Genomic DNA, 22,641 nt, shown 5'->3' with positions numbered 1-22,641 from the left:
ATGAAAACATAACAACGAAAAGAAATATTTGTTTATCCTGTCTATAAGAGAATCACTATGCTTAAAGGGAATATACTTTCTTCTGTGAGAAACGGATATTAATGAATAAACCCGTAACTTTACTATGCTAACAATCGGGCTATAGTAAAATTACGGGTTTTAAATATAATGAATTCCGAACTTTTAAAATCGGACCATCAGAATATCAATGCAAGGCTTTATTCAGCTTTTCTTCTGATAGCTCTTTTGGTTGTAACGGGTGCTTCTTCTACTTTGTGTTCTATCTCCACACCTGCCAGTTCCGGGTCGATCATGATGCGTCCGCAATATTCGCAAACGATAATTTTCTTACGTGAACGGATATCCAACTGTCTCTGAGGCGGAATTTTATTAAAACAACCACCGCATGCATCACGCTGTACGTAAACAATACCCAATCCGTTACGTGAATTCTTGCGGATACGTTTGAAAGACTGGAGTAAGCGCGGCTCTATTTTTGTTTCAAGATCTTTAGCTTTATCTCTCAATTTTTCTTCCTCTTGTTTAGTTTCCTCGATGATTTCGTCCAGCTCATTCTTTTTCTGGTCAAGGTCTTTCTGGCGTTCCTCCAGTGCTTTGGTATTTTTCTCTATTTCTTCAGATTTTTCCTGCTCTTCTGCAGTGAATTCTTTGATTCTTTTTTCGCAAAGCTCTATTTCCAGGGACTGGAATTCGATTTCTTTTGTCAGGAAGTCATATTCGCGGTTGTTACGAACATTGTCTTGCTGTGATTTATATTTCTCAACCGAAGCTTTGGCTGCTTCAATTTCCACTCTCTTACCGGCGATAGCTGATTTGAGTTCGTCTACTTCCGCCTTGATCTTATCGATACGTGTACTCAGACCGGCAATTTCGTCCTCAAGGTCTTGCACTTCCAATGGAAGTTCACCTCTTAACGTTTTAATTTCGTCAATTTTAGATAATGTTGTTTGCAGCTGAAACAAAGCTTTCAACTTTTGTTCCACTGTCAACTCTTTCGGTTCATTTTTAGCTTCTCTTGCCATTTTACTTATAAATATTTAATGGGATTCGTGTTAACCTTACTAAATTGGAGTGCAAAATTAGGAAATAAATCCCGTATTATGGAATAAAAAATTTCTTTTGTGTATTGTTCGCTTTCGTAATGTCCTATTTCTGCAAGTAAAATGTCTGTTTCACGACCAAAGTAGTCATGATATTTAATTTCACCTGTGATAAAAACATCAGCTCCGCTACCTATAGCTTGTGGAATAAGGAAAGCTCCTGCCCCTCCACAGAGGGCAACTTTCTGAATCAGGCGGCCTGTTAGTTTGTTATGTTTCAAACACCCTACTTCAAATGTCTTCTTTATACGCTTCAGGAATTCAAGCTCCGATTCAGCTTCTTCCAGCTCTCCGATGATTCCTGCTCCGACCTGTGCCCAACTATTGTAAAGAGGATATAAGTCGTATGCCGGTTCTTCATAGGGATGTGTCAATAGTAACGTACGGATAACCTCTCTTTTCTTATATTCCGGCAGGATGGTTTCAATCCGTACTTCCGCTTCATGATGAAGTTCTCCTATATTTCCACAAAAAGGTTTACTTCCTTCCTGTGCACGGAAAGTTCCCTCGCCTTCTGTGTTGTAGCTGCATGAGTCATAGTCGCCTATATATCCACATCCGGCAGTGAATAAAGCATTACGGACCTCTTCGGCTTGTGCGGTCGGGACGAATGTGACTAACTTTATCAGGCAGTTCTCTTTGGGTTCAAGTATGCGTACATCTTTTAATCCTATTTTCTCAGCTATTTTATAGTTCACTCCCCCCGGAGCATTGTCAAGATTGGTATGGGCCGAATAAATGACGATGTCGTTTTTGATTGCTTTTAAGATGCAACGTTCAACATAATCTTTACCGGTAATCGATTTATAACCTTTAAAAATAAGGGGATGATGGGATATAACAAGATTACAGCCGGACGCGATAGCTTCGTCAAGCACAGCTTCGGTAACGTCAAGACACAACAAAGCCCCTGTTGTTTCCGCATCTGTCAGTCCGATTTGCAGGCCGGCATTATCAAATCCGTCTTGCAATGGCAGAGGCGCGAACCGTTCAAGGGCGCTTACAATTTCTTTAATTTTCATTATCAGTAGAAAATTTGTTGCAAAGATAAGAAAAAGCCAATACTTTACCTTGCTTTTATTGATTTTTTAATATATTTACCTCCAAATTTATAAAAGCACAAACCGATGAAGGCAATTCTATTATTATTTTTTTCTCTCTTTTTTATTATTTCATGTCAACAGCATAAAGAAACTCCTATATCTGCTACTGAAGAGGAAAATGGATTGCAAGAAACAGTAGATAGCCTTTCCAAGGCAACGGCTATTTTCTGGATCGATAAATACCATATGAAAGAAATGAAAAAGGACGATGCTCTTTCTTTTCGTACGGCCAAGGCTAAAGTTATTATTCGGACTGATGGGACGATTGCCCTTCAGTCCTTTGTGGAAGTACAGCCTGCAAATGCACAACGATATATCCGTTACCGGCTGAAAGATTTCAAAGTTAAGAAGATACTGATGGACAATCGGTATATTAATCCTGGCGAGCAATATGTGCAACTTCGCTACATACCTGCACTTGCTAAGCGTGTCAAATAGTGATTTCTACAATATTTCCTTCAGGATCCAGGATTGCACTTTCGAAATAGCCGTCTCCTGTAGTCCGTGGCTCACTTGCGATCGTAAAGCCATCCTTGCGTAGACGTTCGGTGAGTTTCAATACAGCTTCTTTACTACCGGCAGAAAAGGAGAAATGGGCCAATCCGAGGCTATCTTTTAATGCCGGGGTAGTAATGTCTTGTCGTTGCATAATTTCCAGGGAAGCGAATCCTTGGTCAAAACTGACAAAATAAGATTCAAATCCCTTTTTAGGATTGATATACTTTTCATGGCTTGTTCCGTTGAAATAAGTAATATAGAAATTTTTTAGCTCTTCTAAATGGGTACTCCAGATAGCAATGTGACTGATGTGCATATTCTTTGTAGTATTGTTTAATTATTAATGTTCGCAAATATAGGCAAATATTGATAGTAATGATTTGATTTACATCAATAATCATATCGTTTCTTTATCATTTTGTTTTTCATTGCATATTTTTCATCGACTACCCGATCGGTTGGATAGAATGTGAATGCTATGCGCCAGCCGGATTGTTGATAAATGAATTTTCTTCCGTTGGCACCTTGAATTATCTTCGCATGCTTTTCTTTTAAAAAAAAATCTATTCCTTGGGGGAGAAATTCTCCAGTTTGCAGAAAATCTGTGGTAATGAAGAATCCCGGAATATGTATTTCGCTTATTAATTGTAAAACGGAGTCGGTTAGTGTCATGGTTACTTATTTAAGGGATTCTTTGGTTATTTGTAACATACGGCCATATTCATCGAATGATTTACGGGAGGCCAGTGAGATGGTGATCATTAGTGATAGCATGGAAGCCGTAAAAGTAATGACCATAATCATCATTTGGTATTTGATGGCGACATTCGGGCTGCTTCCTCCCAGAATCTGTCCGATCATAGTACCTGGGAGTGCTACTAATCCCATTACTGAGATGTTGGCAATCAGTGGACTGAAGGATTTTATAATAGCTTGCCGTATAAATGGTGCCTGTGCTTCCTGGCGGGTGGCGCCATTGCCGAGCAGATAACAGTACAATTGTTGCTCCCGTTTCAATCCGCTGTAATATGTATTCAATGCAATGACATTGCTTGATAACATATTTCCCATTAAGATCCCGAAGATGGGGATAAAATATTGAGCGCTGAAGACGTTGTCCAGTTGCAATACAATGCCTATGAAATACATGCCAACCAGAACAACACTACACAGAAATCCAACGGATATAGGGATCAAAAGTACTTCACGTTTTAGCCCGGTGCGCATTAAGGCGGTTTGTCCGGCTACAAAAATCATGATGATAACCCAAAGAAAATTAATCCATGGATTGTTCCACAGGAACAGGTATTTGAGGTACATGCCTATCAGGAAGAGCTGTATAATCATGCGCCCCGTCCCTATCAGGGTGGCTTTCAGTAATCCGGTCTTGAATTTCCACAGGTAGAAAAGCGGGATTGCCAATAGTAGTAGTCCTACGAGTAGGTTGAAATAAGATATATCGATAGTTCCCATATAACTATAATGTGATTAGCTGGTTACATCCGTAGGCGAATGCCCGGTCATGTGAAACGGCAAGTATAGCTGTTCCTTTTGTTGTCTGGTTACGTAGAAAAGCTAAAACTTTATCTGTAGAACCGGAATCCAATGCAGATGTCGGTTCGTCTACAATAATCAAAGGCTTTTCCAGCATAGCTGCCGCTGCTATCATAATGCGTTGGCGTTGTCCACCGGATATTTCTCCTACCCGCTTCTGGTATAAGTCCTTGTCCAGACCTAATTCATCAAAATAAGTGAAGAGTTTTTCCTCAGAAAAAGAGATATGTCGGTTGGCTTTTAGTGCAAAAGGTAGTGCTATCATTTCTTTTACCCATTCGGAGGGAAGCGCTAACTCTTGTGGAATCCAAGCTATATGTCGGCGTATAATATCAATGGTGGCAGGTTCAAGTAAAATATCCCCTACTTTGATTCGGCCTTTCCGTAAAGGAACGAATCCCATGATTGCGTTGAGCAGAGAAGTCTTTCCACGTCCGGATTCTCCTGTTATACAAGCTGTTTCGCCTTTTTTAAGCTGCATGCAAAACTCAGAAAAAAGTATATCCTCCCCGAAAGCAATGCATGCATTGTCTATTTGTAACATTGTGTATCTTTAAATCTATCTTGCAAAGTTAGTGAAAATTCATAATATGTGCGGGATTTCTTTTATCTTTGTATCACTAATTAATGGACAAGATATGATACTGAACGAACGAGATAGTCGCCACGAGCATATATTGAATGTGGCACGGCAGATGATGACTGCTGCCCGTACCGCCCCTAAAGGGAAAGGAATTGATATCATAGAAACTGCAGTTGTCACCGGTAAAGAAATACAGTTACTTTCGGACACATTGAAAGTTATGTTCGAAGAGATGGGAATGAAATTTTTCTTGCGGGATGCAGATAATATTCTCCAGGCTGAATGTATTCTGTTAATAGGTACACGGGAGCAAGCACAGGGACTGAATTGTGGGCATTGCGGTTATGCTACTTGTGCGGGGCGTGCCGAAGGTGTGCCTTGTGCATTGAATAGTATTGATGTGGGTATTGCTATTGGTTCGGCATGTGCTACAGCTGCTGATCTGCGGGTAGACACCCGTGTAATGTTTTCGGCCGGATTGGCTGCCCAACGTCTTGACTGGTTGAAGGGGTGTCGCCAAGTAATGGCTATTCCGGTTAGTGCTTCTTCCAAGAATCCATTTTTTGATCGTAAGTCTAATAAATAACATAGATAGCAAGTGGCATTCAAAGATGTATCCACTTGTTATCCGTATCCTATTCTTCAAAAAACTAAAATATAATGGGAATAATAGTCGGTCTTCCTACTTCAGGAGGTTCAGAGAAAGATTTGCAACTGAACTTTGGTTTAACTGTCGATGATCAGGTAGAGATGTTGGCTCCTTTTCTGCCTGCGGAATGGTTTTTGCAAAGTGGTGTGCAATTAACATGGCCGCATGCTGAAACAGACTGGGCATATATGCTTTCTGAGGTTCAGGAATGTTTTATCAACATAGCTCGTGAAATTGCCAAGCGTGAGCTTTTGCTTATTGTTACTCCCTGTCCGGAGGTGGTAAAGAATCAGATAGCCGGAGTAGTGAATATGAACAATGTACGTTTTCTGGAGTGCGAAACGAATGACACTTGGGCACGTGATCATGGGGCCATCACTCTGATGAATACGAATGGAGCATGTTTGCTGGACTTTACTTTCAATGGTTGGGGAGAAAAGTTCGAAGCCGGTTTAGATAATCAGATAACCCGTAAGGCTGTAGAGGCTGGAGTTCTGAAAGGGCAATATAAAGATTGTCTGGACTTTGTGCTTGAAGGTGGTTCTATTGAAAGTGATGGTATGGGGACATTGCTAACTACTTCCGAATGTTTATTGTCTCCGCATCGTAATGCACCGATGAATCGGGTTGACATAGAGGAACACCTCCGCAGAGTATTTCATTTGCAACGGGTGTTGTGGTTGGATCATGGTTATCTGGCCGGAGATGATACGGATAGTCATATAGACACATTAGCCAGGTTTTGTTCTCCGGATACAATTGCATATGTGAAGTGTTCCGATCCCAAAGATGAACATTATGAGGAGCTTTATAAAATGGAAGAACAGTTGAAAACATTCCGTACGGCATCTGGTGATCCTTATCGTTTACTGGCATTACCTATGGCGGATAAAATAGAAGTATCTGGAGAAAGACTGCCTGCAACGTATGCTAATTTTCTGATTTTGAACGATTCTGTGCTCTATCCCACTTATAATCAGCCGGAAAATGATGAACTGGCAAGAACAGTGCTTCGTGAAGCTTTCCCGGCATATGAAGTGGTGGGCATTGATTGTCGTGCACTCATTAAACAACACGGGTCATTACATTGCGTAACAATGCAATATCCGATGGGAGTCATTAAATAATAAAATTTGAGTATGAGAAAAATAAAAGTAGGAATCATTCAACAGGCCAATACGTCAGATATTAGGATGAATCTGATGAATCTGGCTAAAAGCATTGAAGCTTGTGCCGCTCATGGCGCACAACTCGTCGTTCTTCAGGAACTTCATAATTCATTGTATTTTTGCCAAACTGAAAATACTGATCTATTTGAATTGGCGGAACCGATTCCGGGACCTTCTACAGGATTCTATTCCGAACTGGCGGCAACTAACCGGATAGTGCTTGTTACTTCTTTATTTGAGAAACGTGCTCCGGGATTATATCATAATACAGCCGTTGTTTTCGATCGGGATGGAAGCATTGCCGGTAAATATCGTAAAATGCATATACCTGATGATCCGGCCTATTACGAAAAGTTTTATTTTACTCCGGGAGATATTGGTTTTGAACCGATACAGACTTCTTTGGGTAAATTGGGAATATTGATTTGCTGGGATCAATGGTATCCCGAAGCTGCCCGTCTGATGGCATTGAAAGGAGCTGAAATTTTGATTTATCCTACTGCCATCGGTTGGGAAAGTTCAGATACGGATGATGAAAAAGCCCGTCAGCTCAATGCTTGGATTATTTCTCAGCGCGCACATGCGGTGGCCAATGGACTTCCGGTGATTTCTGTAAATCGTGTAGGCCACGAAGCCGATCCGTCAGGGCAGACCAATGGTATTCTGTTTTGGGGGAATAGTTTTGTTGTTGGTCCTCAAGGTGAATATCTGGCGCAGGCAGGAAATGAACGTCCCGAAAATATAGTTGTTGAAGTAGATCTTGAACGCTCGGAAAATGTACGTCGCTGGTGGCCTTTCCTTCGTGACCGACGTATAGATGAATATGGTAACCTGACGAAACGTTTTATCGATTGAAGTCTTACGTTTCTGTAAATATAAAAAGTCCCGCAGAGTCTATAATCTGCGGGACTTTTTATTGAATATTTTAATATAGTTTTTATCTAAATGTAAGTTTCTTATTGACGATGAAGTTTACTGTTCCGTAGATAAACAATCCCAGGAATTGTGCCAGATACTCATTTACATCCCCACATTCTACCAAAGTAACTAAAAAGAGGAACTGGGCGCTATATGCCAATCCGAAAGCTGAACAAAAGAATAATATCTGCTTCCAGATATTATTCTTTTTATTTTCAATCGGAAAGATCCAATATTTGCTCCAGATAAAATTATGTATCTGGGCTACTATGTACGCTGTAATGTTAGCCGGAATGTAATCGTATGACAATTCATCCATCATCAGCCAAATAACAAAGGCTGTGATTAATGCATTGAGCGTACCAATTACGACAAATCGAAAAATGCGTACTGACTCTTTCACTTACTCCTTAATATCTACAATCAGATTCAGTTCTTCCAGTTGTGACGGATCAAGTGCTGCAGGAGCATCCAACATAACATCACGGCCTGAATTATTTTTCGGGAATGCAATGCAATCGCGGATTGAGTCGAGTCCGGCAAAAAGAGATACCCAACGGTCCAATCCGTAAGCCAAACCACCGTGAGGAGGCGCACCGAATTTGAAGGCATTCATCAAGAAACCAAATTGTTCTTGTGCACGTTCCGGAGTAAATCCGAGTAGTTCGAACATTTTATTCTGTAACTGGCTGTCGTGGATACGGATTGATCCTCCTCCTACTTCTACACCATTGATTACCATATCGTAAGCGTTGGCGCGTACAGCTGCAGGATCTGTATCCAACAGATGGATATCTTCCGGTTTGGGCGAAGTAAACGGATGGTGCATAGCCATTAGACGACCTTCTTCTTCACTCCATTCGAATAGTGGAAAGTCTACTACCCATAAGCACGCGAATGTGTTTTTATCACGTAATCCCAATTGATTACCCATTTCCAGACGCAGTTCGCAGAGTTGCTTACGAGTTTTCATGGCATCATCTCCCGATAAAATCAGAATTAAATCGCCTGGTTTAGCGCCAAAAGCTTCTTTCAATTGCTGTAATACTTCTTGCGTATAGAATTTATCTACACTTGATTTTACAGTACCGTCGGCTTCAATACGGGCGTATACCATGCCTTTTGCACCAATTTGCGGTTTTTTCACAAATTCAGTCAAGGCATCCAGTTGTTTACGAGTATAGCTGGCTGCACCTTCGGCACAAATACCACCAATATATGCAGCATTATCAAATACAGAGAAACCGTGTCCTTTCAGGATATCCATTAATTCAACGAATTCCATACCGAAACGAATATCCGGTTTGTCGCTACCATACAGTTTCATTGCTTCACTCCAAGGCATGCGTGGGAATGGTTCTGTCAGTTCAATATTACGAATAACCTTAAACAGGTGTTTGGCCATTCCTTCAAATGTAACGATTACATCTTCTTGTTCTACGAAGCTCATTTCACAGTCTATTTGAGTGAACTCCGGCTGTCGGTCGGCACGCAGGTCTTCGTCACGGAAACATTTGGCAATCTGGAAATAACGATCGAAACCGGAAACCATCAACAATTGTTTCAAGGTCTGTGGAGATTGTGGCAATGCGTAGAATTGCCCCGGATTCATGCGGGAAGGTACAACAAAATCACGGGCTCCTTCCGGTGTTGAACCGATCAATACCGGAGTTTCTACTTCCAAAAAGCCCAGTTTATCAAGATAACTACGCACTTCTATTGTCATTTTATGACGTAACTCCAGATTTGAACGGACAGCGTTACGACGTAAGTCCAGATAACGGTATTTCATGCGGATATCGTCACCACCATCTGTGTTATCTTCAATGGTAAAAGGAGGAGTAATGGCTGAATTCAAGATATTCAGTTCCGAAACGATAATTTCAATATCACCGGTCGGAATATTTCCGTTCTTACTAAAGCGTTCGTTAACGGTTCCGACAATCTGAATAACGTATTCACGACCCAGCTTGTTGGCACGTTCGCAAAGCTCAGCGTCTATTTCTTCATTAAATACTAATTGAGTGATACCGTAGCGATCACGAAGGTCAACAAAAGTCATACCTCCCATTTTACGGCTGCGCTGTACCCATCCCGACAGCTTGACTTGTTTATTAACATCGGAGATTCTTAATTCTCCGCACGTGTGCGTTCTGAACATATTTAATATATTATTTTTATATTTTTGTTAAAGTAGTTTGCAAAAGTACATATTAATTCGGATTCTGTACTATTTCTAAAGGGCTATTTTTTAGTAAGCTTTTGTATCAGCTGCTTATTTTTTTTCAAAATAACTTTGTTTTTATGTGCTATGTCTTCTACGATGGCTTCATTCATCAGCTTGATACCATTCACATATTCTTGTGCTTTTTGCAGTACGTTGGAATTATCTTTTTTTTTATCGGTAGGTACAACGACTCGTAATCCTTTCTGAATCAGCTCTATCTTGATATCTTCATCAGCCTGCATCGGATCACCGTCAAAATGGACTACTCCCGGTGAACTGCGGTGGATGCACAATTTCTTGCAACGGAAGGTTTTAATTCGGCTGTTCTGGTCAATTGTTTTATTGAAGAGTTGGAAAGCCAGTGCCGGAACATCCAGTACGGTAAATGGTTCAAGAATGGTTACGTCTAACAAACCGTCTGTCAACGTAGCTTGTGGAGCTATATAAGCATTATTTCCATATTGTGAAGCATTGCCGCAAGCTATCAGGAAGGCTTTGTATCTGGAAGTACCGTCTTCTGTTTCCAGTTCATAGGTTTCTGGTTGATACTTCAGGCTTTCTTGCAGAGTTTTTTCCAGATAAGTCAGGAGTCCGCGTTTACCCGCATTGGCAAATTTCAGACTGACAAAAGCATCAAATCCTACTCCGCAGGTACAAAAAAAGTCTGTACCATTTATTTTTCCATAATCTATAATATCAACTAATCCGTCATTCAAAATCTCAAGTGCTTTACGCGGATCCATCGAAATTTGAAGATGTCGTGCCAATCCGTTTCCGGAGCCGCAAGGAATGATGCCCAATGCCGTATTGGTATGTACCAGCGAACGGGCAATCTCATTGATTGTTCCATCGCCTCCTACAGCCACTACTATATCTGTGTGGCTATCTGCCGCATCTGCTGCTATTTCGATTGCATGTCCGGCTCTTTCGGTATACACAATTTCCCAAGTATACTTATCCTTATCTATCTTCTCATCCAGTAGACTCAGAACAAGTTCCTTACTTTGTGTACCCGAAATTGGATTAACGATGAATATTATTTTTTTCTTGTTTTCGATCATGCAAGTTGGTTCCATCATTTATATGTTGTGGTCGACAAAAGTAATATAAATATCTTAATTTTTGCCCTTTCCCAGCTTTCTAAAACTATAAAGAGTATATTTTTTCATAGAAAAAGAACAGCTAAAAACATATTTTGTTATCTTTGCCCCCTGTTTTAAACACTTGTTAAGGAAAAAGGATTTAGACTATTATAAATAAGGTAGTCAATAAGCGAATTATATAAATAACTATTCATGGGATTATTACAAGAGAAGTTAGCTAAATACGACCTCCCTCAGCAGATAAAGGCTAAAGGCGTATATCCATACTTTCGTTGTATCGAAAGTGAACAGAACACAGAGGTGATAATGAGTGGCAGAAAGGTGTTAATGTTTGGCTCGAACTCATACTTAGGCCTGACTAATCATCCGAAAGTAATTGAGGCTGCTGTTGAAGCTACCCGCAAATATGGTACGGGTTGTGCCGGATCGCGTTTTCTGAACGGTACACTTGACCTTCATCTTCAATTGGAGAAAGAACTGGCCGAATTTGTTGGCAAAGAAGATGCTATCATTTATTCCACAGGATTTCAGGTAAATTTGGGTGTAGTTTCGTGTGTGACAGGTCGTGAAGATTATGTGATCTGTGACGAACTTGACCACGCTTCTATTGTTGAAGGACGTCGCCTCTCTTTTTCTACCATCCTTAAGTTTAAGCACAACGACATGGAATCTCTTGAGAAGGAGTTGCAGAAGTGTCGTCCGGATGCAGTGAAACTGATTGTAGTAGATGGAGTATTCAGTATGGAAGGTGATATAGCCAATTTGCCTGAGATCGTTCGTTTGTCTAAGAAATATGATGCCAATATCATGGTAGACGAAGCACACGGCTTGGGAGTTCTGGGCAATAACGGACGTGGTACTTGTGATCATTTCGGGTTGACTAAAGAAGTGGATCTTATCATGGGTACATTCAGTAAGTCATTGGCTGCTATCGGTGGTTTTATAGCTGCTGATGAATCCATTATTAATTATTTGCGTCATAATTCCCGTTCGTATATCTTCAGTGCAAGTAATACGCCTGCTGCCACTGCCGCTGCTCGTGCCGCACTCCAGATTATGAAAAACGAGCCAGAACGTATCGAACACTTATGGGACATTACCAATTACTCTTTAAAGTGTTTCCGTGAGCTTGGTTTCGAAATCGGGCACACCTCCACTCCTATTATTCCGCTATATGTGCGTGATATGGAGAAGACATTTATGGTAACCAAAATGTTATTTGACGAGGGCGTATTTGTAAATCCGGTAGTTCCTCCCGCATGTTCTCCGAACGATACGTTGATTCGCTTCTCATTAATGGCTACACATTCCAAAGAACAGATTGACTTTGCTATCGGTAAGTTGGTGAAATGTTTCAAGGCACTTGATCTTTTATAAATAAGATAAGGAATAAATATACGAAAGGGATTATGTTGTTTGACATAATCCCTTTTTCATTTAAGGCTCCTTTGTTTCCATTTATAGTTTACGTTATCAATATCCTTATCCTTATCAGGGGTATCCCATGACATTATCTATTCTTTAATTGCATCTATTGGATTGGACTTTGCAACCCGCCAACTGTTAAAGCTAACAGTGCATATTGTCATGACTAAAGTTATCAATAGAGGAAGAATAAAAACTTTCAATCCAATGGGGGCTCTATAAGCGAATTGCTCTATCCAGTGCAACATTAGTGTATATACAATGGGAGTTGCGATGACAAATGCAATTAAGATATAACACAAGAATGGACGATTAAGTAACCAAACGATTTGCCAGGTGGAAGCACCGTTCACTTTACGAATTCCTATCTCCCGAGTGCGTTGTTCGGATGCGTACCATGCTATGCCGAACAGACCAAAAGCTGTCAAGAATAAGCTTATGATTGAGTATACCAATAATAATTGAGAGAAATTAGTTACTTCTTGATTGAATGACAAGTATTTCATGTACAAATCTGTACCGGTAAAAGAACGATTAGGGAAATGTGTCTCCCATAGTTGTCGTATCTTTTGTAAGGTCTCAACTCGTTGGTCCGGATCGATCTTTAAAGATATATAATAAGATTGGTTCTCGGGGACTTCTTGCAAGATCATTTGCAATGGGGCTACCGGTTGATTAAAAGAGGTCAGTTTAAAGTCTTTGATTACTCCTACAATAATAGCTCCTTGCTGAGTATTATTCTTGTTGTATTTGTTCAGTGGCTGACTAATGGGGTCTTCTCCTGCGGGTACAAAATGATGTTGGAAGGATTCATTGACAATAACCGGTATAGCGGTTTGGGCTATTAGCTCTTTAGTACGTTCCGGATGAAGTAAAGTCATGTCATATAGTTCCTGAAACTTCGGGCTTTCATTGTACAAATTAACCATGACCAGTGTTTCTTCCTCTCCTTCCTGGTTCACAGGTACTGCCATGCTCCAGGGGTCAAAAATGTTCCCGCGGGTAGTAATCGCACTTTTTATTCCAGGTAGACTTTTTAAATCATTATATATTGGGAGTAATGATAGTTGCTGTCCATCTCCAAGTTCAATTATATTTTCATAACGCTTTCCTTCATTCTCTATCATATTTAATTGTGAACGTATAATTAAGAAAGTTGTCATTAAGGCAATAGATATTATGAACTGGAGTATAATCAGTATAGAGACTATGCGCCTCTTTTTTTTACCAATAAAGAACAGGCGGTAATTACTTTCTGATAGAGAATACATCTTCCTGCTCATGTAAAGTGCGGGAATGACAGATAAGATTATAATAAACAAAGCTAATAATGGCAATACCTTCCCCGAAAATATGAAACCGAATGTTAAATGCGCTGCTACAAGAGAGTTGAATGCCGGTAAAAGATCATTTATCAACAGTACAGACAGCAAGAACGCAAGCATGACAGTCAGAAAAGTATCGGCAAATAGTTGCTTGTGTATATATTGACGGGTAGCTCCCATTAATGTTTCTACATGGAGCATTCTAACCTGTTTCAGCAATCGTGAAAAACTAAGATTGACATAATTAAAACAGGCTATGGATAATATTAACAAAGCAGATAACAGCCCTATGCTGAGTAATGTAATTTCTCTATGTTCCATAGTTTGGGAAGTATCAGAGAGGTCTGTATTGAAATAAGAATCTTGCAGACCTAACAACTGATAATTTCCTTTTCCCATCAAAGTAGGCAGTCCTGTTTCTTCAAATCGTTGACGAAATGAGGCTGACTGGACTTCTTTTTTCAGGAGAATCATACAAGAGCTTCCCTGTTCGGGATCTGACAACGAGGTAAGGATATCAGCTTGTAACATGGCTTGTGGATAATGTCTGAATACCGCAGTTACTTGTACCGTATAAATGGTATCGGGCAATTCCAGTGTAATCGTACGATTTTCATAATTCTCATTTCCAAAATAAAGACGAGCTAATTTCTCGCTGATGGCTACTTGACCGGGGTGAGATAATACTTCAGGCAAATTACCATATACTGTTTCAAAAGGGAAAAAATGAAGTAGTGAACTATCTGCTTTAACTATTGTTTGTTTGTCGAATTTTTCATTTCCGACCCGAATACCTGACGTTTGAAGTTCATTCATTCGCAGATAGCTTTCAATTTCCGGGAATTGGGATACAATGTCTGGAACACTGCCTCCATAAACAAAGGTCCCTTGTTTTTGCTTTTGCATAACCGGAACATTTTGTGTTAGCCGGAAAATATCTTCTTTTCTTGGATTGGAAGATTCTATAGTGTACTCATAAGTAACGAATGATATCAGCAAGATAGTGCATGTAATGCCAATCGCTAAGCTCAATAAGGAGATGGAGGCGAATAGTTTATTTCGCCACCAACTCCTTAAAATAAGTTTCAGTATAACCGGATATTGCATTCTGTTTAAAGTTAAATACTTACTTCTGTTACTACCTGACCATCAAACAGATTAATCACTCGGTCAGCAAATCCTGCATCATGTTGGGAGTGTGTCACCATGACGATGGTAGTTCCTTCTTTATTAAGTTCATTCAGCAGTCCCATCACTTCTTTACCATTCTTGGAGTCAAGGTTACCGGTAGGTTCATCGGCAAGAATCAACTTCGGATTAGCAACGACTGCACGTGCTATGGCAACACGTTGTTGCTGACCTCCTGAGAGTTGTTGGGGGAAATGTTTGCTGCGGTGAGTGATGGCCATGCGTTCCATTGCTTTTTCCACCCGTTGTTTACGTTCAGAAGCGGGAATACCCATGTAAAGTAATGGCAGTTCAATATTCTCGTATACATTCAGCTCGTCGATCAGATTGAAACTCTGGAATACGAAACCGATAACTCCTTTGCGGAGATTGGTACGTTGCGATTCCGTATACTTGGATACTTCTTTCCCATTCAGGTAATATTCGCCTCCTGTAGGATTATCAAGCAGACCTAAAATATTGAGCAAAGTGGATTTTCCGCAACCGGATGGTCCCATAATGGCTACAAACTCGCCTTCTTTCACTTCTACACTGACATTGTTTAACGCCCAGGTTTCTACTTCTTCGGTTTTGAAAATTTTCTGTAAGTTTACTGTTTTAATCATAATGGTAATTTTTTATTGGTTTATATTATTCATTTTTAATGATATCGGCCGGGTTGAGGTGCATCACTCTGTATATTTTGTATGCCGTTGTTACAAAGATAAGCAAACCTATTACAATGAACAGGTAAATGCCCCAGGCAAATCCGCTGACACTGCTGATTGGAGAACTTTTGGTCATATCAATGATCAGTAGCCGTAACAATGGATAAGTGATCATATAGGCCAGTATGAATTGGATGATGTAGACTCTTCCAAACATGAAAGCGATCACTTTAGGTGTAGCACCGTTAATTTTACGAATGGCTACTTCTTTTTGCCGACTAACGGTATCCATGGAGATCGCAGAATACACACTTAACACCACAAGCAATATACTAATGATAGCAAGTAACAGTGAAATATCACCCATCATGTCCCTAATTCCCTGAGTCGTACTTTTTCTTACGTTCAAGGGCTCTATGTCTAATGCCAGTGATTCTGGTACATAGTTACGGCATACCTTCTCTATTTGTGCTTTCGCTTTAGAAAAGGCAATGTCATTTCGAAAACGAATGTATATGACTGATATTTCTTTGGTGGGGAAAAATACGGATATGTGGTATTGGTTATATTCGGAAAGATTTTCTCCGTAGCAGGCTTTATAGGTTCCTAAAATCCGGTAGCTCTCCTCTCCTAATTTCACGTTTCCGCTGATAGAATCTTTGTCCAGTTGTTGCCGGAAGGCTTCGCTGATATAGACCACTTTACTTGCATCGGCATCAACAGTTTCCCCTTGAAATGGAATCCGGAAGAACTGGAAATAGCTGGGATCACCTTGCCGGACATTGATGGTAAGTGTACGATGATCCGCAGACTCATAGCTGCTGGTCAAGAAAGAGTTGAATGAGCCGGTCATCAAAGCTGCGCTTGTTTCTTCCACTCCGGGTAACATCTTTATTTGTGAGAGGATAGCATCTTTGTTTTTATAGAGTGTAACGCTATTCATTTGAAGACAGAAAGTACGGCCTGTTTCTTGGTCGGATAAAGGAAGGTATAGACGGTTATCCTCCTTATTGAATAAATGAACGGCAATGGCTGTTCCCAAGAAGAAAATACACACACATAGTTGTATGCACATCATGATATTGCGGAAAATATGTTTATGACTTTTCCCCATAATATTGCTTGCAAGTCCGGATCTTTGAAGTCGTCTGACTGGAAAGAGAATAATGATTGCACAAATTATGAGTAAACCTAAATATACTTGGAATTGGATAGAGTATAACGTTTGTATATCTATTGGAATCATTTCTTTTGGCGGAATGTAATATACAAGAAGACCACTTACACATTCAGACAATACCAACGAAAGAAGTAAAGAGAAGGTAAGCATCCAGAAAACTTCCGTAAACAATAGTCCGAACAAACTTCGGGCAGTTGCTCCCATACTTTTGCGCAATGCCAGTTCACGGTTTCGGTTATAGAAAGATTGTATGATAAACTTTAAAAAGTTAATCATGCCTGATAACAAAATTAAGGAAGATAAGAAAGTGATGAATGCCATAGCAATGAGGCGTTGTGGCTCTTGATATGAATCGGCTTCTTTGGAGGCAACAAGATATGTCATTTCTCCACGATGCAGAAAAGGGACTCCTTTTAAGCTTTCATTTGCTTTATCAAGTCCGTCAGGAGTGTCTAACACTCCTTCCATAATAAATCCATTTTGCTGGGCATCGTCTCTGCGATAAGAGAAATAGATATCGGCTTGTACACGGAGTACTTTCGGCAACTCTTTTACTACGTTAACGACTTTGTAATAAATGTCTTTTTTCTTTTCTTCTTCTTTGAATTGTACTATTTTCAGCAGAGTACCGACCGGATTCTTTTCTCCATAAACTTTGCGGGCACAACTTTCGGATAACACAACCTCGTCAGGTTCAACAGGAAGTGTATTCCCGTATAAGAATGACGCTTGATAATGCGGGAAGAAGTTGGGGTCTGTACTTATATAAGATACAATATAGGGCTTTTCCTCCTGTTCTTGATTGATAAAGACGACTTCAGCTTGACTTTCAAAGGATCGGCAGCTGAGCTGTTTGATTCCGGGTATAGGATGATCTGTTAATGTTTTGATTTGGGAAGGGGTGAGAAACCATCCCCATGCCCTGTCTTCCTTATTGTTGGGGTTCATGATCCGGAGTCCGATTCTCTGTTCAAAATTGGGCAGACGACGAGTGGCGCCATCTATTTCATTAATGTAGAAATGTACAATACAGAAACAGGTCATACCTACCGAAAGGCAAATGGCTGAGATCAAGCAGTGAGTCTTGTACTTCAAGAGACTGCGAATGGCTATTTTTAAATGATGTAGTATCATAATGGTATATAGTGTAATTTGTTTTTATTCGTTTTTAATAACTTCTGCCGGGTTAGTTCGTGCAATATGGTATATTTGCCAGCTAACAGTACCTGCTATAATTATTATTAAGAGCAAAAGAGAATATATCCAAAGCCATGGGTTAGCGTAATCAAATAGAATGATTTTATGTTGGCTACCTGTAATCATGATAAACAAACTGCTCAAACTCCCTAAAATAGAAGATATTAAGAATAAAATCAGGTAGGTTTTCCCAAATAACCAATAAATATTCAACAGGCGTGCACCATTTATTTTACGGATAGCCACCTCTTTTTGTCTGCGTACGGTGTCAATACTGATTGCACCATAAATTCCTAACATCGTAATCAGTAGGCAAATAGAGGAGCAAACAATGAATAGCCATATAAGTGAGATAGTCCTCAGACCAATTTGTTCTTTATATAAGCTGATGAACTCAAAAGGTTCGTTTTGCGGCAAATATTGATTTATCTCCCCGGCCATCTCTGCTTCTATATCTTTGTGAGAAACATTGGAGGCTAATTGGATATAAATTTTTCCAATTTCATTGTTCATTGCAGAAATGGGCAGAATAGCGAGTAGCTTTGCGCTTGGTGAGTCACAACCTATATGTACCAAACCTTTCACTGGATATATTTTGTTTTGATAACGATAGATTTCCGGAGTAGAATCTGTCTGTAAAGTCTGATATAGCTGTTCGTTTACATAACAAAATGGTTCCCCTGCCTGATGTTTACAATCTATATTCATCAATTCAAAATATTCGTCTGAAACGTAAATAAGTTCTGTGAACCCATAATCCTGAGCATAATCTCTGTTACTATATGCCATTTTTTCGTTCCAGTGGCGTGAACGGAGAAAACTTATAAGTTCCTGCCGATTCTCTTCGATACGGTTATATCCTCTAATATCCAATACCATGATTTCTTTCTTTTCTTTAGCACTCAAGTACGGATTGGCTATTCGGTTATACTCCTGCATCTGCATCCAAATACTGACTGTTCCAATGACGAATAAAAGGGAGAAGAAAAGTTGGAAACCCAATAAAGAGTTTCTTATGATGTGACGCTGACCGGTAGCAGTTCCCCCCTTTAAACCTTGCGCCGCAGTTTTACGCGTAATATACCATGATGAAAGAAGAGAGACTAAGGCACTGATTGACAGTATCCCAATCAAGTATTGGCATTCGTATTTCCAGAGCCGATAGGTATCAATATACAATTCTTTTTGCATCTCATACGAAAACGTACTTATAAACCAGGGTAGGAAACTTTCGGTGACAGCTAAGGTGATTATTCCACTAATCAGGATAACGACAGCTTGTTCAAGGAAAAGTAGCATGAATTGTCCTGAATAAGTAGCTCCTAATGTACTACGTAGACTGATTTCTTTGCAGCGATTGGCAAATGTTCCTATGCTGAACGAGAAATAGTTGATCATACCTACCAATAAAACCAATATCCCAAGAATTGCAATCCATAATTCGGCACCGGACTTGTGCTCCATTTTGCTTTCTAATACTATTTGAGGTACCCATTCCGGGAATTTTGGAAAAAGTTCCAACTTTTGTAGATATTGAGAGAGCCGTTCGGCATCTTCTGCATGTTTTAATAAGATTTTGTGTGCTCCAAATGAAGCGTTTTCTGCTAACGGGAGAAAAACATCATACTGATTGTGGTAGTTGTTCATTCCTGCCGGATAAGGCTCTATGACGGCAATAATCGTATAGTTTCTTCCATTTTCAGTTAGTATGCTCTTTCCCAACGGAGATTTATTACCACAGAATTCTCTTACAAAATCAGTAGTTACTACTGCCTCATTATATGATATTCCAAACTGTTGTAATGACCCGTTCACACACTTGGCAGGAAATACTTTGAAATAATCGGCATTGCATTCAGTTTTGCTTATCTTATAATAAATGGTTTCATCCAAAGTAATCTTGGCATTAGCGTTGAAATAAAAAGCAACTGCTTCAAAGTTCTCTTTTCCGATTTTTTTTTCAAAGTCTTGTATTGGAATATTTACTTGGTATGCATTTCCCTCTATCCATATTTCAGCCTGACGTTCATAAGTCGCTAAATCTTTATTGCCAGTACTGAAAATACGATTATAATAATTGCAAACACTGAAGCAAAGCAATCCGCAAGTGATTCCCAATATAGAAATGCTAGTCTGCGTTTTGTGTTTTATCAATTGCCTGAATGTAGCTTTTATATAATGTAATATCATAATTCGTTTGTATTATTTGTTTTTATGTCTTTATTATTGTTATTATAGATTCAATAAATGTGCCAAACTTGTATAGTACTGTATTCATGTATATTACATCTATTGCTCATTCAAAAACAGTGTGTGATATTGCACGATTCCGGTGCGAATACGCACTCTGACGGCTTATTCACTTTTCATACATTCCGCCGGATTTATTTTAGCTGCTATTATTACTTGTTTTATAACGGAAAGGATAACAATAATACCGGTAAAAAGAAACACACATATAAACAGCCATCCGTGGAAGCCCGTGTGGTATGCGTAGGTTTCCAGCCAGCGGCGGATAAAGATATATCCTAACGGAAGAGCAATCGCATTACCGGTTAAAGTCAGCCATAAATACTCTTTAAAAAACAGGCACAAAATATCAGAGAATCGTGCACCGTTTACTTTCCGAATGGCTATTTCTTTCTTGCGTTGCTCAGTAGAGAGCGAAACCAGAAAGTATACTCCGAATGAAGAAATGAGAATGCAAAGGATAGCCAATAACAGGAAAATACGGAACATCATCTTTTCCGGCCGGTTGAACAATTCCATCAATGTAGAGAGCTGAATGATCTGTGCATCTTCAGTAATCTCTCCTTTGCTATATTCCGGATAAATCTGCCGGACATGTTCCAATGCTTGCTTTTCTTTTCCCGGACGTACCTTTATATAGAAGTACCGGAAACCGTTGTAAGCTTTCGCAGCATCGGCATTGCTTTGATACATAAAGAAGGTCTTCGACAGAGGATATTGCATCGGACAATAGTAATAGTCGCGTAAAATACCACTGATTCTATAAGACTTTGCATCGGTTCCTGTATTATTGATAATAGGACGACCTGTTAAGGAAGGGATATTAAGTTGGCGTGCCCCGGTTTCATTGACAACGATATCTTCCGTTCCTTGATTTTGTATCCATTCTCCTTCTTTCATCTTCATCCCAAAGAATGGGAGAAAATTCTTTTGTACGATGACGCAGTTATCCTCCTCAGATTCATCAGAATTCCGTCCTTCAATAGGGAAATTGGTAATGAAAGTACAATACCATTCCCCTCTGAAAACAAGGATCGGCTGTGTTAAAGCTGTCACTCCTTCGATAGCAGAGCTTTCTTTTAATGCTGCTATAAAAGGACTGCAGTCTTTATTATAAGTCGCATCATATCCTAAATCGATTTGCCATATATGGTCTGTAACGAGCCCTTTATCTGTGTGTGTCATGAAGCTATATTGACTGTAGAACATACATGAAGTGAAAAGAAATAAAGCACCAATAAATATTTGTCCGATGATTAATCCGTTTCGTAAGGACGTTGAAGTCCCATGACTGCTTCGTTTCAGCAATCCGATGATGGGAAGCAGACTTATGACAAGGAAAACAACACAACATAACGGATAGATCCAAAGAGCTGTTCCAAATATTTCCTGTCTGGTGATGCTTTGAATCGTGCCAAAATAATAACTGTTACTCTCTGCCACCAAGCTGGTATAATCTTTATAATATGGAAATAAGAACTCACAAACTCCCATTGATATCAAAAAAGCGATGAATAAAGGTATAATGAGCTCAAGCAGGTTTTTACCTACCAAGCTCAGGGTAGAAGCTCCGAGAGTTGAAAAAGTTGAATTATACCGTGCTTTTCGTTGCTGTTGTCCGATGAACAATACGAGCAGATTCATTAACGCACTGACAAAAGCCAGTAAACCTGCTGTTGCCAAAATGCCGATATGTTGAAATCTTCCCTTGAGTTCCGGAGAACAGTAGACATGAACCTCGGGCAATGAACGTAAGTGGAAATGCCATTCGGAATAAGTATCCCTTTGAGTGTCTGCCTCTTTAATCCGGAAAGATGTTATTTTCTTATTCAGATGTGATGCATTGGCACTGGAGTGTAATAATACATAAGTGGTGCTACGCTTCACAATATTGGCTTGGGGGGTATTCAGAATGAGATACTCAAACTTAAAATCACTGTTCTGCGGATAATTCTCCATTACTCCCGCAACGGTGTAAGATATTTCTTTATTAATTTTCACTTCTTTCCCTATACAGCTGCTGTCTCCATAAAGATGTTTTGCCATTTTCCGGGTCAGAATTACAAAGTTTGCGTTATAAGGCGTTTTATGATAATTTCCTTCGATCATCCGGCATTGGAAGATATCAAAAAAAGTGGAGTCTACTGCCATTCCTATCCAACTTCTTTCTTTACCATCTGCTTCATATTTCACATCGCTGACATGGCATACCTTAGCTATTTCAGGGAATGCTATTATCTCTTTCTCTGCCAGCTGGTGTATTTGGTTCAGTTCTCCTTCCAACCCATCGGCTGTTTTAAATATTCCGGTAGTCGTCAAGGCATAAGTATGTTCACTTTGTGGATGAAAACTGTCAAAATGGTGCTCCCAGTAGTACCAGTAGCCACCTAACAAAAAGGCTATAAAACCGATGGAGAGTCCAATAATGCTGAGTATGTTCTGAACTTTATACTTCAGAAGATTCCTACATGCTATTTTTAAATAAGATCGTATCATGCTATTTT

19 protein-coding genes are annotated in these 22,641 nt (G+C 39.7%); 5 read left to right on the top strand and 14 right to left on the bottom strand.

Going from position 1 to position 22,641, the window contains the following annotated elements; genetic code table 11:
* Nucleotides 1-218: 218 nt before the first annotated feature.
* Nucleotides 219-1,043, bottom strand: coding sequence for a zinc ribbon domain-containing protein (locus R3O62_RS15910; protein WP_005777840.1), 825 nt, complete (start codon nt 1,041-1,043; stop codon nt 219-221).
* A 5-nt stretch (nt 1,044-1,048) separates the two neighbouring features.
* Nucleotides 1,049-2,143 (bottom strand): Nif3-like dinuclear metal center hexameric protein, encoded by a 1,095-nt coding sequence (locus tag R3O62_RS15905; protein WP_005777839.1) that lies wholly within the window; start codon nt 2,141-2,143, stop codon nt 1,049-1,051.
* Nucleotides 2,144-2,248: 105 nt separating this feature from the next.
* Between R3O62_RS15905 and R3O62_RS15900 the strand changes: the two genes are divergently transcribed.
* Nucleotides 2,249-2,662 (top strand): DUF4891 domain-containing protein, encoded by a 414-nt coding sequence (locus tag R3O62_RS15900; protein WP_005806231.1) that lies wholly within the window; start codon nt 2,249-2,251, stop codon nt 2,660-2,662.
* On the opposite strand, the gene R3O62_RS15895 is transcribed toward R3O62_RS15900, so the two are convergent.
* The 4 genes from R3O62_RS15895 to R3O62_RS15880 all read right to left on the bottom strand — a co-directional run bounded on the left by R3O62_RS15895 (nt 2,655) and on the right by R3O62_RS15880 (nt 4,820).
* On the bottom strand, nt 2,655-3,038 hold the full coding sequence (locus R3O62_RS15895) for a VOC family protein (RefSeq protein WP_005777837.1): 384 nt from the start codon (nt 3,036-3,038) through the stop codon (nt 2,655-2,657). The genes R3O62_RS15900 and R3O62_RS15895 overlap by 8 nt on opposite strands.
* Nucleotides 3,039-3,112: 74 nt before the next feature.
* Nucleotides 3,113-3,394 carry a hypothetical protein gene (locus R3O62_RS15890; protein ID WP_005777836.1) on the bottom strand — a complete coding sequence of 94 codons (282 nt, stop codon included), beginning with the start codon at nt 3,392-3,394 and terminating at the stop codon, nt 3,113-3,115.
* Nucleotides 3,395-3,400: 6 nt separating this feature from the next.
* The gene (locus tag R3O62_RS15885; RefSeq protein WP_005777835.1) at nt 3,401-4,195 is read right to left on the bottom strand and encodes an ABC transporter permease; all 795 of its coding nucleotides are present in this window, start codon (nt 4,193-4,195) and stop codon (nt 3,401-3,403) included.
* Nucleotides 4,196-4,199: 4 nt separating this feature from the next.
* Nucleotides 4,200-4,820, bottom strand: coding sequence for an ABC transporter ATP-binding protein (locus R3O62_RS15880; protein ID WP_005777834.1), 621 nt, complete (start codon nt 4,818-4,820; stop codon nt 4,200-4,202).
* A gap of 94 nt (nt 4,821-4,914) precedes the next feature.
* Between R3O62_RS15880 and R3O62_RS15875 the strand changes: the two genes are divergently transcribed.
* From R3O62_RS15875 to R3O62_RS15865, 3 genes are all read left to right on the top strand, one after another.
* Entirely contained in the window at nt 4,915-5,445 is a 531-nt protein-coding gene (locus tag R3O62_RS15875) for a ferredoxin domain-containing protein (protein WP_005806227.1), read from the top strand.
* A gap of 74 nt (nt 5,446-5,519) precedes the next feature.
* Entirely contained in the window at nt 5,520-6,635 is a 1,116-nt protein-coding gene (locus R3O62_RS15870) for an agmatine deiminase family protein (RefSeq protein ID WP_234071469.1), read from the top strand.
* Between the two features lie 12 nt (nt 6,636-6,647).
* The gene (locus R3O62_RS15865; RefSeq protein WP_032537067.1) at nt 6,648-7,532 is read left to right on the top strand and encodes a carbon-nitrogen hydrolase; all 885 of its coding nucleotides are present in this window, start codon (nt 6,648-6,650) and stop codon (nt 7,530-7,532) included.
* An 82-nt stretch (nt 7,533-7,614) separates the two neighbouring features.
* On the opposite strand, the gene R3O62_RS15860 is transcribed toward R3O62_RS15865, so the two are convergent.
* From R3O62_RS15860 to R3O62_RS15850, 3 genes are all read right to left on the bottom strand, one after another.
* Nucleotides 7,615-7,998 carry a GtrA family protein gene (locus R3O62_RS15860; RefSeq protein WP_317472749.1) on the bottom strand — a complete coding sequence of 128 codons (384 nt, stop codon included), beginning with the start codon at nt 7,996-7,998 and terminating at the stop codon, nt 7,615-7,617.
* A complete protein-coding gene (gene aspS / locus R3O62_RS15855; RefSeq protein WP_005777829.1) occupies nt 7,999-9,756 on the bottom strand; it encodes an aspartate--tRNA ligase in 1,758 nt (585 codons plus the stop codon).
* Between the two features lie 83 nt (nt 9,757-9,839).
* Entirely contained in the window at nt 9,840-10,898 is a 1,059-nt protein-coding gene (locus R3O62_RS15850) for a diacylglycerol/lipid kinase family protein (protein WP_005806223.1), read from the bottom strand.
* Between the two features lie 219 nt (nt 10,899-11,117).
* Here R3O62_RS15850 and spt point away from each other — a divergent pair, with 219 nt between their 5' ends.
* Nucleotides 11,118-12,302: a serine palmitoyltransferase gene (gene spt, locus R3O62_RS15845; RefSeq protein ID WP_005777827.1), complete on the top strand. Its 1,185-nt coding sequence runs from the start codon at nt 11,118-11,120 to the stop codon at nt 12,300-12,302.
* Between the two features lie 137 nt (nt 12,303-12,439).
* Here spt and R3O62_RS15840 read toward each other — a convergent pair whose 3' ends face one another.
* The 5 genes from R3O62_RS15840 to R3O62_RS15820 form a co-directional block, all read right to left on the bottom strand.
* Nucleotides 12,440-14,782, bottom strand: coding sequence for an ABC transporter permease (locus R3O62_RS15840; RefSeq protein WP_250746348.1), 2,343 nt, complete (start codon nt 14,780-14,782; stop codon nt 12,440-12,442).
* Between the two features lie 11 nt (nt 14,783-14,793).
* The gene (locus tag R3O62_RS15835; protein ID WP_005777825.1) at nt 14,794-15,468 is read right to left on the bottom strand and encodes an ABC transporter ATP-binding protein; all 675 of its coding nucleotides are present in this window, start codon (nt 15,466-15,468) and stop codon (nt 14,794-14,796) included.
* A 25-nt stretch (nt 15,469-15,493) separates the two neighbouring features.
* A complete protein-coding gene (locus R3O62_RS15830; protein WP_032539280.1) occupies nt 15,494-17,824 on the bottom strand; it encodes an ABC transporter permease in 2,331 nt (776 codons plus the stop codon).
* A 24-nt stretch (nt 17,825-17,848) separates the two neighbouring features.
* A complete protein-coding gene (locus R3O62_RS15825; RefSeq protein WP_032539281.1) occupies nt 17,849-20,077 on the bottom strand; it encodes an ABC transporter permease in 2,229 nt (742 codons plus the stop codon).
* Nucleotides 20,078-20,242: 165 nt separating this feature from the next.
* Complete coding sequence (locus R3O62_RS15820) at nt 20,243-22,633, bottom strand: ABC transporter permease (RefSeq protein ID WP_032539282.1); 2,391 nt, start codon at nt 22,631-22,633, stop codon at nt 20,243-20,245.
* Nucleotides 22,634-22,641: the final 8 nt, after the last annotated feature.

Source organism: Bacteroides hominis (genome assembly GCF_033042785.2).
GTDB classification, from domain to species: domain Bacteria; phylum Bacteroidota; class Bacteroidia; order Bacteroidales; family Bacteroidaceae; genus Bacteroides; species Bacteroides hominis.
The sequence above is the reverse complement of the archived record's forward strand: the minus strand, read 5'-3'. Positions and strand labels throughout refer to the sequence as shown.